Origin of the sequence: Oceanobacillus sp. FSL W7-1309 (genome assembly GCF_038002145.1) — a bacterium.
Lineage (GTDB): Bacteria > Bacillota > Bacilli > Bacillales > Amphibacillaceae > Oceanobacillus > Oceanobacillus profundus.
Genome location: NZ_JBBOBX010000001.1, coordinates 226,783 through 239,873, shown reverse-complemented (window position 1 = coordinate 239,873; position 13,091 = coordinate 226,783). Strand labels below are relative to the sequence as shown.

10 protein-coding genes are annotated in these 13,091 nt (G+C 38.2%); 9 read left to right on the top strand and 1 reads right to left on the bottom strand.

Going from position 1 to position 13,091, the window contains the following annotated elements; genetic code table 11:
• From NST46_RS01060 to NST46_RS01035, 6 genes are all read left to right on the top strand, one after another.
• The gene (locus tag NST46_RS01060; protein WP_095310979.1) at positions 1 to 750 is read left to right on the top strand and encodes an SDR family NAD(P)-dependent oxidoreductase; all 750 of its coding nucleotides are present in this window, start codon (positions 1 to 3) and stop codon (positions 748 to 750) included.
• Positions 751 to 866: 116 nt separating this feature from the next.
• Positions 867 to 1,892 carry a proline racemase family protein gene (locus NST46_RS01055; protein ID WP_341136600.1) on the top strand — a complete coding sequence of 342 codons (1,026 nt, stop codon included), beginning with the start codon at positions 867 to 869 and terminating at the stop codon, positions 1,890 to 1,892.
• A gap of 265 nt (positions 1,893 to 2,157) precedes the next feature.
• Positions 2,158 to 2,805, top strand: a complete 648-nt coding sequence (locus tag NST46_RS01050) for a hypothetical protein (RefSeq protein WP_341136599.1) — start codon at positions 2,158 to 2,160, stop codon at positions 2,803 to 2,805.
• Between the two features lie 174 nt (positions 2,806 to 2,979).
• Positions 2,980 to 3,114: a hypothetical protein gene (locus NST46_RS01045; RefSeq protein ID WP_341136598.1), complete on the top strand. Its 135-nt coding sequence runs from the start codon at positions 2,980 to 2,982 to the stop codon at positions 3,112 to 3,114.
• A complete protein-coding gene (locus NST46_RS01040) occupies positions 3,111 to 4,172 on the top strand; it encodes a C45 family peptidase (RefSeq protein ID WP_341136597.1) in 1,062 nt (353 codons plus the stop codon). Before NST46_RS01045 ends, NST46_RS01040 begins: the two co-directional genes overlap by 4 nt.
• Before the next feature lie 280 nt (positions 4,173 to 4,452).
• A complete protein-coding gene (locus NST46_RS01035; protein WP_341136596.1) occupies positions 4,453 to 5,928 on the top strand; it encodes an amidase in 1,476 nt (491 codons plus the stop codon).
• 116 nt (positions 5,929 to 6,044) lie between these two features.
• Here NST46_RS01035 and NST46_RS01030 read toward each other — a convergent pair whose 3' ends face one another.
• Positions 6,045 to 7,667: a PucR family transcriptional regulator gene (locus tag NST46_RS01030; RefSeq protein ID WP_341136595.1), complete on the bottom strand. Its 1,623-nt coding sequence runs from the start codon at positions 7,665 to 7,667 to the stop codon at positions 6,045 to 6,047.
• A 216-nt stretch (positions 7,668 to 7,883) separates the two neighbouring features.
• On the opposite strand from NST46_RS01030, the gene NST46_RS01025 reads away from it, so the two are divergent.
• The 3 genes from NST46_RS01025 (at position 7,884) to NST46_RS01015 (ending at position 13,076) form a co-directional block, all read left to right on the top strand.
• Positions 7,884 to 9,242 carry an aspartate aminotransferase family protein gene (locus NST46_RS01025; RefSeq protein WP_341136594.1) on the top strand — a complete coding sequence of 453 codons (1,359 nt, stop codon included), beginning with the start codon at positions 7,884 to 7,886 and terminating at the stop codon, positions 9,240 to 9,242.
• Positions 9,243 to 9,379: 137 nt separating this feature from the next.
• Entirely contained in the window at positions 9,380 to 10,840 is a 1,461-nt protein-coding gene (locus tag NST46_RS01020; RefSeq protein WP_095310960.1) for a CoA-acylating methylmalonate-semialdehyde dehydrogenase, read from the top strand.
• Between the two features lie 850 nt (positions 10,841 to 11,690).
• The gene (locus NST46_RS01015; RefSeq protein WP_285844637.1) at positions 11,691 to 13,076 is read left to right on the top strand and encodes an NAD(P)-dependent oxidoreductase; all 1,386 of its coding nucleotides are present in this window, start codon (positions 11,691 to 11,693) and stop codon (positions 13,074 to 13,076) included.
• Positions 13,077 to 13,091: the final 15 nt, after the last annotated feature.

Sequence of the window (13,091 nt, the reverse complement as noted above, 5' to 3'; positions counted from 1 at the left end):
ATGCGATTGAAAGATAAAGTAGCAATAGTAACTGGAGCTGGTTCTGGAAATGGTGCTGCAATAGCCAAAGGTTTCCTCAGAGAAGGGGCTAAAGTAGTATTTGCAGATATAGATATTAAAAGTGCTGAGCGAGAAGCCAAAAATTCTGGATATGATCAAGAACTTTGGCAGGCAGTTGAGGTGGATGTATCTAAGAAAGATTCCGTAAATAATTTAGTTGTTCACACATTGGAGGTATTTTCTAGTCTGGATATAATGGTGGCAAATGCTGGTATTACAATTAGAAAACCATTCTTAGAATTGACAGAGGAAGATTATGACAGGGTTATGGATGTAAATGCAAAAGGGGTATTCTTATGCAGCCAAGAAGCTGCACGAGTAATGGTTGAACAAGGAAAAGGATCCATTATCCATGTTTCTTCTACTACCTCCGTATTGGCTGAACCGAATGCCGTTCAATATGGTGCTTCCAAAGGAGCTGTCGCTTCGATGACTAGACATATGGCAATGGATTTAGGTGACCATAATATTAGAGTTAATGCCATAGCCCCGGGAACGATACAAACAAATTTAACCGGTGCACGCTTACAAGATCAAGAAGTTGTTGCAAGAGAAGCTGCGCTTACGATGTTAAATCGAATTGGAAAGCCGGATGATGTTTTGGGAGCAGTTGTCTTTCTGGCATCTGATGAGTCTTCTTTTATAACGGGCACGCATCTGTTTATTGATGGAGGATACTCGGTAAAGTAGGGTGGAAAGCATTAACATGGATGAAGTTTAATACGAAGAATCACTTTTAATCTTTGATGAAACATCAATATGTAAATGCTGATAAGAAATTATTGAAATAAAAAGGGGGACTTTCAATGAGGTGGTCACGAAAAATCAGTGTGGTAGGTGCACATGCTGAGGGCGAGGTGGGAAATGTAGTTGTGGGCGGTGTTCCACATATTCCCGGTGAAAATATGTTTGAAAAAAAGGAGTATCTAGAGAGGCATTTGGACGAAATTAGGCAAATGTTACTGTTTGAACCTCGTGGTGGCCCATTTCATAATGCCAATATACTATTATCTCCCTGTAGCCCACAGGCGGATATGGGCTTTGTCATATTAGAAAGTACGGAATATCCACCTATGTCAGGTTCAAATACGATGTGTGTGGCCACTGTTCTTTTAGAGACAGGAATCCTCCCCATGAAAGAGCCTGTAACTAGGTTGGTCCTTGATGCACCAGGAGGCTTAATTCGTGTGGATTGTACATGTGAAAATGGAAAGGTGAAACAAGTCAAGCTTACGAATGTACCAGCCTTTGTTATTGATCTAGGTGCTAGCATCGAAGTTCCTGGAATTGGAACATTAAGTGTCGACACATCATATGGTGGCATGATGTTCGCGCATGTTAATGCTGAAAAGCTTGGTTTTCAGATTTCTCCGAATGAGGCCCATGAAATGTGCTTGGTAGGTCAAAAAATTAAGCAAGCAGTGAATGAACAACTTACAGTAATTCATCCTGAAAATAAGAAAATACGTGGTGTATCAAACATTATCTTTGAAGGCGCTGTTAAACGGAGTGACACAGGTTTATTAAGTAAAAATGGGACAGTTGTGTTACATGGTAGGCTTGATAGGTCACCATGCGGGACAGGTACGAGCGCTCGCTTGGCAGTAATGGCAGCAAAGGGGCAAATTCAAAAAGGAGAAAGATTTGAAAATCAATCCATTACTGGGACAAAATTTGAAAGTCGAATCGTTGAATACACTAAAATAGGTGGAAAAGATGCAGTAGTACCTACCATTGCCGGCCAAGCATGGATAACTGGCATTATGGAGCTGGGGACTGACCCCACAGATCCGATTGCATACGGACATCAGGTAAGCGACATTTGGTTTTAGATAATATTAGCTAAAGAAATGAGAATGATAGAGTCAGGTTTTAAAATTTATTCAGTTTCCTGATACAGAAAAAAATGAAATTGAGTTAAACTAACATGTGTGTTGGTAATAGATTTTCTGTTTATTACATCATTTAGATTCCAGTTTGATATTTTAATTGAATAGATTTGCTTTCTCATAATTGAATATTTACTCCTGTTTTTAAATTGAACGAATCAGTGTTTTTAATCGTACGTTTAAAAATCAGGGATTATTGGAGGGCAATATGAGAAGATTATCATTAAATTCATTATGGTTTGTATGTTCGATTATGTTAAACGCACTAGGAAATAGCTTTATGATAATAGCCAACTTAGGAAGCGCTCCTTGGGCAACTGCAGGTGAAAATCTTGCCTTCATATTACCGTTTTCCATTGGCGGTTGTATTATTTTGCTAAACATTCTATCTTTTTTACTAAGCTATTTGATGAAAATAAAATTCACGATTGAAATGATTATCAAAAGTATCGTTCTTACTTTTGTTTTTGGAATATTAGTTGATCTGTTTTTGTATATCCATCAAATTGTGTATGTACCGGGTGAAACTGTGGTTCGTTATCTATACCTATTCATAGGACTCAGCCTGATTGCAGTTGCCTTATGTATTTATTTCCAATCGAGTAATGTATACTTGCCGTCTGACTATTTGTTGAAGGCGTTCGGGAAATTAATGAAAAATTATACATTAGGAACAATCTATTGCACAGCTATTCCCTTATCCATCAGTATTCTTATAATTCTTTTTCGACAACACATAACTGGTCTTGGTCCAGGCACCTTGTTATTTATGTTTGGTATAGGATTTTTAATAGATCTGTTTAATCGTTGGATTGTAATACCTAATGATTCCAAGCAAAAAATGTACTCAGCATAAGGTTTATTTAGTAAACCTCACAGGAGAGAATTGGATTGTAAGCATGTAAAGTATCCGTTTTGCAATTCACAACAGTAATATATTATATTGAAAAACCTAAGCAGTTTTTAGATGGTATCGATAATAAATTATATATAAATGCTAGATTCCGCATCATTAAAAGGAGAGTTTAAAATGGAGATGGTAACGGGTGGCAGGGTTGCCATTGGTGGATTTGTTTACGATGACATACCAGATGTTCAAGTAGAATGGACGATGATTGACGGAGATATCGTATATAGAAATTCTAAGGTTGGCGTCCAAGCATGAGTAGATTGCTGCCAAATGTAGATACCGTTCTTACTCTATCAGGAACATCATATGAAATAGGATTTAAACATGGCAGCCTTGCAAAAGAGCAGGTGCACAGCAGCTTACAAACGTATGAAAAGCTCTTTAAAGAAACATCTGGAATCTCCTGGAAGGAAGCATGCAATAAAGCACTATTACATGTTTCCGCAATTGAAAAATATAATGCAAATTACATGAAGGAGATGGAAGGATTAGCTAAAGGAGCAGCAGTACAATTTGAAGATATACTTGCACTGAACGCTAGAAGTGAGATTGCATTAAGCACCGCACCAGATGGTTGTACTTCCTTTGCATTAACGAAACCGAAAACATCTAAAACATGGTTAGCACAAAACTGGGATTGGAAAGGTGCACAAATAGACTCTTTAGTTCACCTTGAAATTCAGCAGGACACTTTGCCAACAGTACAGATGATTACAGAGGCTGGTATTATTGGAAAAATCGGCTGCAACAGTGCAGGTGTTGGTGTATGTCTCAATGCATTAGTAACCAATACATGGCAGCCTAAAGTTCCTATTCATTTAGGGCTAAGAGCTATTTTAGAATCGGAATCATTTGAAGAAGCTATCTCTAAAGTTGATCGTAATCAAATGGCATCTCCTGCACACTTTTTAATCGCATCGAAGCCGGGAGATGCAGCAAGCTTGGAAGTATCACCAATTCATACTGCAAGAATTGAGGCAACAAATGGGACGCTTGTCCATACCAATCACCTCTGTTCAACGGAAATGAGAGACTTCATCAGGGAAGAGGTAGTACCAAACTCTTACAGTCGATTCGATACAATTCGTAACCAAGTAAAAGATTTAAAAGAAAAAGCTTTAGAAGCCGAAGATCTATTTCACTTCCTATCCAATCATGATAATTATCCGAATTCTATTTGTAGTCATGTTACGAACGATACAGACGAAGAATCTGCCCTAACCGGGATGGAAACCGTGTTTAGTATCGTTATGAATTTAACAGATAATAAGTTATCCTGGATAAAAGGGAAACCATGTAATCGTATTAAATAATATGAAGGAGGATGCATAATCGATCTTCTGGTTATGCATCTTTATTGTTACTTTTTATTTATTAAAAGGTTAAGCTGCAAATAATACGGTGATCTTTACAATTTGTATGAAAATATGGAAATTATTAGACACATTGTAAAATGCAAATCAAATGAATCTCTTGTAGGATAGGAATAACAATAGATTTGTACTAATTTTTTAATGAAAGCGCTTTATATAATGATGATTAATTCTAACGTACAACCATCAAATCAGTGCGGGATTAAAGGGGAGAAATTTTATGGGAAAAGTGATGAACTGGGATGAATGGGCTGATCTTGATGCCATCGGTCTTGCTGAATTAGTAAAGAATGGACAAATTTCTTCGCAAGAGGTGGCCAAGCAGGTTACCGTTGCTATCAAAGCCTTAAATCCCGAAATTAACGCTGTTATTGAAGTTTTTGATGATGCGATTAATGAACCTATGAAAGATGGAACAAATCCGGATGGGGTATTCGCGGGAGTACCTTTTTTAATGAAAGATTTAGGCCCCACTGTCAAAGGGCGTCTGCAAGAGATGGGCTCTCTTTTTATGCAAGGAAATCGTTCTCAAGCTGACAGCTTCCTGACCGAGCAGATCCGTAAAGCGGGTCTTAATATTATAGGTAGAACGACAACACCTGAGTTTGGGCTCTGCAGTTCAGCAGAGAATCCAGAAGTCTACGTAACACGAAATCCTTGGAATCTTGAATATACGACCTGTGGTTCTTCTGCTGGCACGGCAGCTTCGGTTGCTGCTGGTATCGTTCCACTCTCACATGCGACTGATGGTGGTGGCTCGATTCGAATACCTGCTGGTGTAAACGGAAATATTGGTTTAAAGCCATCTCGTGGAGTCTTTTCGGTAGGACCTGCTGGTTCGGATTTAATGGGAGTTGTCTCTGCTCAAGGATGCATTTCACGTACGATTCGTGATACTGCTGCGTTTGTAGATAATTGCAGGGGTGGGGCACCTGGCGAGTTTATGCCTTATTGGATGCCGAAAGAACCGTACTCTGAGCTTATTCATCGGGATCCAGAGAAGCTGCGTATCGCGGTTTCGCATGAGTGGGGAGATTATCGGGCTACACCGGAAATTGTTGCTGAATTGGAGCGGACAGCACGTTTTCTTGAGAAACTCGGTCATCACGTCGAGTGGGTTATTCCTGATATTGATTTCCATACTGCTTACGAAGCGCAGACTTCATGCTATATCATGAATTTTTCACAAGTGATTGCAGAGTTGCTGGAGCAAAAAAACTTAGAACGGCCACCTGTCAAACTGATTGAATCAATGTGTATTAAAGTATGGGAAGAAGGGCGTATTGCTTCCTATACGGACCGAGCGAAAATGCAAGCTGCCTTTAATCAAACCTCCCGTAGTCTAGGCAGCTTTTTTGAAGCTTGGGATATCATTCTAACTCCAACAATGGCATTACCTACACCGAAAATTGGAACGAAGGAATATTTGACTACTAGTGATAACCCATCTGTGTACGATTGGTTTGAGAATCTATGGAGCATATTTGCTTATACTTCGATTGCTAACCTTTGTGGGCTTCCGGGTATTTCGTTACCGATGGCTAAGCTTAAAAGCGGGCTTCCATTAGGAATTCACGCCCTTGCACGTCAAGGAAATGATGGATTGCTTCTGCAACTAGGAGCACAGATTGAACGAGCATTGGATGGGAAATGGAATCAGGGTCAGCGTCCTGCAGTCCACGTAACGTCTATATAACGAGTAAATAGGAGAGCAATTATTTTAAAAATAAGCGTGATACCTTCTGCAAATTAAGATGATGTGTGATAGGTACCACACTTATTTTTTGAGTTTTCCTTTATTTTCTTTCGGTTTTAGAATTCCGTATTATTTAGCATTTTATAGGCGCTGACTGCCAATTCAATCGCCTGTCTTTTAGTTGGTTCCATAAAGTCATCACCAAGTAACTCTTCTATTTTTTCCAAACGGTGATAAAGCGTTTGCCGTACAATATAAAGCCGGTCAGAAGTCTCTTTTTTGGATCCCATGGTATCGAGAAATATAGAAAGGGTTAAAAGCAGGTTACCCTTTATTTTTTCCTCATATTCTAATAAAGGACCTAAATACTCTGATACATAAGCTTTTAATTCATTTTGGTTAAGCTTCGATAAAAGACGATAAACCCCTATCTCTTCATAGAATAGCGTATCCAAGAGTTTCTTTTTCTGAATAAAAAGTACTTCGTTTGCTTCATGACAGCATGTAGCTATTTTTTTATAATCTTTTTGAAGACTGCTTATCCCAATGCCATAATGATCTCCGTGAAAAATATGATTCTCATGAATGTTGCGAATTTCCTTTGCTAGAATAGTAAAACTGTCGATATCTCTTATTGTATTACTCTTCTTATAGAAAGAGGCGATTACTGCAATTTTATTTTTGGTAACAGACATAGCTGGGAAGAAGCCATTTTTCTTTAATAATGATCTTAGAATGATAGACTGTTGTAGCTTTATCTCTTCCCAATCTTCTTCTTTCAAGTTTTCTTCAATGGAATTATTTTCAATAAGAATCAGTCTGTAATAACAATTATTAGCAGGAGCAGGTAGGAATTTATGTGCTATTGATGATTCAAATTCCTCGCCGTGCAGTAATTTTTGAACAATTTCCTCTTCTTGGTTTTGCTTTCTTTCTTCAATCGTTCGATTTCGAAGCAGGATTTGCGCAATGGCTAATGAAGCACGATCCATCACGGAAAATGAAAACTCATCCAAATCATTTGATTTCTTTTGTAAACAGAGATTTCCCCATGAATGACCAAGTCCTTTAATTGGAAAAGTAGTGTAATATTCATTATCCAATAGATGATCTTTATATGGTTCCAATTTTATAGAATTATTCATTATCAAGTTCATAAATTCAGTACGCTCTTTAAGTTTAAGCGGGTAGTAAAATGCTTTTTTATCATCGGTTATAAGTAAAGCAGTAGCATGAAATAGATCGTACAGTTTTTTTAGGATTTTTAAAATACCGTTTGGTTCTAAAGATAATTCATTAAATTGATTCGAGAGAACATGGAGGTGGTTGAGCATTTGATGATGTCTATTGATAATAATCGTATGTAAATCCTGGGTGATATCTACAAATTTAACAATTTGTGAAAAAGCTATGATGGGAAAATGGTGTTCGTTAGCGAATGCTATAATTTCTGGTGCTATTGCTTTCACATGTGTTCCAAGTTCAATGCAAATTCCAGCGACATCTTTTTCAATTAGTTTATTTAGCTTAGGTATTCCTGCTGGTGAGTCAAATTCGATGTTAGATCCTGTAGTAAGAATTAATTCTCCTCCATTTATAAATGAATCAAACGCTTCCATCTCTAAAATATGTGACCATTTTATTTCCCGATCTTTTCCCTTTTCCCCAGCAATTAATTTCGCATTTTTAAATATGTCTCTGCCTAATATATCATTTATAGTTACTTTCCAATTTTCCATGGACTGCCCTCCAAATTGTAAAATAAAAAAATGATTTATTTTACTTTATGTAAAATGCTTTTTTAAAATAAACGATATAAAATAATTATGTAATAGAAAGAAAGTTGTGTCAAACTTAATAATTAAGAATTCTGTAAAAGGAAACTAAATACAACATGATGAGCAAAATGGACATTTCGTTAAAAGGAAAATCTAAACATGGAAGGAGAAGGTAAAATGGAAACGCTTCAAAAACAAACATTAGTTGAAAAAGATCGTCAAAATGTGTGGCATCATATTTCACCCTATAGTAAAGAAAATGCGCCAATGATTGTAGAGGAAGGGAAAGGTTCTTGGATTACAGATCATGAAGGAAACAGGTACCTTGATGGAATGTCTGGATTATGGTGTGTCAATGTTGGCTATGGACGCGAGGAATTAGCTAAAGCTGCTTATGAACAGGTTAAAAAAATGGCATACACTCCAATGACACAAAGCCATCTTCCAGCGATTCAGTTAGCAGAGAAAATAAATGAATTGCTTGACGATGATTATATGATCTTTTATTCCAACAGCGGTTCAGATGCGAATGAGGTAGCATTTAAGATCGCTCGTCAATATCATCAACAGAATGGCGATACAAACCGCTACAAAATTCTTTCTCGTTATCGTGCTTATCATGGAAGCTCGATGGGAGCTTTATCTGCAACAGGCCAGGCATTAAGGAAATATAAATATGAACCGCTGACTTCTGGGTTTTTACATGTTGCACCACCGGATAACTACCGGAAACCAGAAGGAGTATCAATTGAGGAATATAATTTACAAAAAGCGAAAGAAATAGAAGAAACAATTATTTGGGAACAAAAGGAAACGATTGCCGCGCTTATTATGGAACCATTAATTACTGGCGGCGGTGTATTAATACCACATTCTGTATACGTGGAAGAGGTTGAGAGAATTTGTAAGCGCCATGGTGTTCTTCTTATCATTGATGAAGTAATTTGCGGGTTTGGAAGAACGGGTAAATCTTTCGGACATAAACATTTTAATATTAAGCCAGATATGATAACGATGGCAAAAGGCTTAACGAGTGCCTATTTACCACTATCGGTAACAGCAGTTCGAAAGGATATTTACGAAGCATTTAAAAGCAATGAAGAGAATAGCCATTTTCGTCATGTGAATACATTTGGTGGAAATCCAGCTGCTTGTGCAGTAGCATTAAAAAATATTGAAATTATGGAGAGAGAAAATTTAGTTGACCGATCTGTAGAATTAGGAGAACGTTTGCTAAATGGATTAGATGAATTGAAAGCTTATGATTATGTTGGGGATATACGTGGGTTAGGTTTAGTCGCTGGAATCGAAATTGTTGAAGATAAGCTGACGAAGGAACCAGGCTCAAAGGAACGTGTAGGAAAGCTGATTGCGGATTGTAAAGACAGAGGATTGATAATTGGTAAGAATGGAGATACAGTTGCGGGTTATAACAATATTTTGACGCTAAGCCCTCCATTATCATCTACAGATGAAGATATTGATTTTATTATTTCTGTTTTACGAAAAGTTTTTAGTGAGAATGCTGATAACTAACAAAATGCATAACCAGGGAAATTAACAGTTAAGTGTTCGGAAAAATCAGTAGGTGCAGATTAGTCAACCTATTGGGATAAAAATGCTAGACTAGAAGAAATCTATATTTCTAAAAGATGAAGCTAGGAGGATTTCAATTGACACAAACAGCAGTAAAAGAAGTTAAAAACTATATCGGTGGAAAATGGGTAGAAGCGAATACAGATAAAACGGAAGCCGTGTACAATCCAGCAACAGGTGAGGTGATTGCAAACGTACCTGTCTCAACAAAAGAGGATGTTGATCATGCAGTACAGGTAGCCGCTGAGGCGTTCCAATCATGGAAAGAAGTAGCGGTCCCAAAACGTGCCCGTATTCTATTTAAATATCAGCAGTTGCTCGTAGACAATTGGGAAGAATTAGCGAAAATCATTACGATTGAAAATGGAAAAAGTTACGCGGAAGCATATGGTGAAGTGCAACGTGGAATTGAGAATGTAGAGTTTGCTGCAGGTGCCCCGTCCTTAATGATGGGAGAACAGCTTCCATCGATTGCAACAGAATTAGAGTCTGGTGTATACCGCTATCCAATCGGTGTTATTGGTGGGATTACGCCATTTAACTTTCCAATGATGGTGCCTTGCTGGATGTTCCCGATGGCAATCGCAACTGGAAATACGTTTGTTTTAAAGCCATCTGAACGTACCCCGCTTTTAGCAAATCGTTTAGCAGAGTTACTAGAGGAAGCAGGTTTACCAGAAGGTGTGTTTAATATTGTGCATGGAGCACATGATGTCGTTAATGGTTTACTGGATCATAAAAAAGTAGCAGCAATCTCTTTTGTTGGATCGCAGCCTGTGGCAGAATATGTATACAAACGCGGAACGGATAACCTGAAGCGCGTGCAAGCTTTAGCTGGGGCTAAAAACCATTCGATCGTTCTGGCAGATGCTAACTTAGATAATGCAACAACACAAATCATGAATGCAGCATTTGGTTCCGCTGGTGAACGTTGTATGGCAGCATCAGTCGTTGCGGTTGAAGATTCCGTTGCGGATGAATTTATTTCTCTGTTAACGCAAAAAGCCAATGAAATCGAAATTGGCAATGGGCTAGATGATGGTGTATTCCTAGGACCAGTGATTCGAGAGCAACATAAAGAGCGAACACTGAACTATATTGAAACAGGAGAACAAGAAGGAGCAAAACTTGTGCGTGATGGTCGAAATGATGAAGCAGTTCAGCAAAAAGGCTACTTTGTTGGACCAACAATTTTCGATAACGTAACCTCAGAAATGAAAATCTGGCAGGATGAAATCTTCGCACCAGTATTATCAATCGCGCGTGTGAAGGATTTGGATGATGCAATTGATTTATCCAATCAATCCCGTTTTGCGAACGGTGCTTGTATTTTCACCAAGGATGGTGGAAGTGTTCGTCGGTTCCGAGAGACAATTGATGCAGGTATGCTTGGTGTCAATATCGGAGTACCTGCACCAATGGCATTCTTCCCATTCTCTGGATGGAAAGATTCGTTTTATGGCGACCTTCATGCGAACGGAAAAGATGGATTGCATTTTTATACGAGGAAGAAAGTTATTACGACGAAGTGGGTTTAACACCTAGGTAACATATAACGGAGCTTATCAGAATTGTTAATGGTAAGCTCTGTTAAGTTTTGAAGTAAAGTTCAAGGAATAGCGAAGGAAGGATAAAATAAATTTAATCTGTTTGGGGGATCGGTTACAGAAAATATTCGATCTGGCCCCGTATAATTAGCTTGACATAAGTAAAATATAAATTTTTCTAATGTCAAAAAAAAGGAAGAAAATTCTTCGAAATTGTAGGGCAGTTGTTAAGATTAAATTATTAAAATTAATTAATGGAATATTCGCTATTTTAGAAATGGATGAAAGATACCCTCTAGTAAATTCACGTCATACTAATTAAATTTTTGGCATCACACTTTTCTCGATCTTCTCTTACACCACTAGTGAATTTATATAATTATTTCCAGCAATATAAGCAAATAAGCTTTAATGAAGAAGATTGCTATAGTTAAAATGGTGATTTGCTAATAGGTTACCGCATAAGTATATAGAGATTGTTCAAAAAGTCCGGTAAAAATGACACATCGAGAACAGAGGATCTTCGACTAACTACCGAGACATCCTGTGTCGAACGTCGAAGTCACCACAACACGCGAGAAGCTCGTTGGCCTGCTTTTCCGTTCCTCACGTACCAAAAGATTTAATGAACTTCTGTTAAAACCGTCCACGTCCTGTGGAAGCCCGGTACGGGGAGCAACGCCGCCTCGAACTTCGATGCACAGGATGTGCTAGTGTCGGCGTCGCAAAAGGACGTTGCAATCTTAGACGACCTCGGTCCTTTTTATCCTCCTTTTTGAACATGAATATATAGTAATCTTCTATTTCATTTTTAAAAAGAGTTATAAAGGGAGGTTTATCATTGAGTGATTTATTAAAAAATCTTATATCAGGTGAGGTGCTTGCAGCAAACTTTGAGGAATCTAAAACAAGTTTTAACTCCGAGGAAGCACTGGATGAAGCGAATCGGTGTTTATATTGTTATGACGCACCTTGTATCACAGCATGCCCAACAGGGATTGATATACCGGGGTTCATTAAAAAGATTGCTTCTGGGAACTTGAAGGGGTCTGCAACAACGATTATGAATTCAAATCCTGTCGGGGCTAGTTGTGCACGAGTTTGTCCTACAGAAGAACTTTGTGAAGGTGCCTGTGTACTAAATCAATCTACCAAACCTATTCCAATTGGGGATTTGCAACGATTTGCTACAGATTGGGCAATTAAGAATGAAGAAGTATTATTTAAGGCAGGTGAAAAGAATGGAAAAACGGTTGCTATTGTCGGCAGTGGACCTGCTGGCTTATCAACGGCACGTGAATTGGCTCGATTAGGTTATGCAGTAACTATATTTGAAGCCAAAAGTGAAGCTGGTGGGTTAGATACATTTGGGATTGTTCCTTTCCGTCTACCGAAAGATATTTCACTTTGGGAAGTGGAACAAGTGGAAAATTTAGGAGTGGAAATTCGAACGAATACCGAAATCGGCAAGGATATTCTTGCGGATGATCTTGTAGAACAATATGATGCGATAGTACTAGCTATTGGAATGTCCAAAGTTCCAATGCTCGGAATTGAAGGCGAGGAACTAGAAGGAATATACGACGCTATTGACTTGGTAGAAAGAACGAAAAATGGTGACTATGCAGAGGAGTTTATTGGAAAATGTGTTGCTGTTATCGGTGCAGGGAATACCGCTGTTGATGGTGCGACAACGTCTGTGAGACTTGGTGCTGACAATGTGAAAATTCTTTACCGTAGAACGGAAGCTGAAATGACTGCTTATGATTTTGAATATGAGTTTGCCAAACAGGATGGTGTGGAATTTAGATGGTTGACCAATCCAAAACGTCTTATCAGTGATGAAAATGGGCATGTAAAACAAATGGAATGCGTGAAGATGGAGTTACATGAAGCTGAAGGAGATGGACGCCCTCGACCAGTGGAAAAAGAAGGATCCGAATTCTTGATGGATGTAGATATCGTTGTCAAAGCCATTGGTCAAACAAGACATATGAAAATGATTGAGGCTTTTGGTTTGAATCATAATGGCGGAGTTGTAAAAGTTGACCCAGAAACTTTTATCACATCTAATCCAAAAGTGTATGCTGCAGGAGATATGATTTTTGGCAAAGGGCTTGGAGAAGCAATGGTCGTAACTGCTGCTCAACAAGGAAAAGATACGGCATTAGCAATTCACGAACGCTTTAAAGAATCTGTAACAGATATGCATAATAGAGTTAATTAAATATAAGGAGGATGT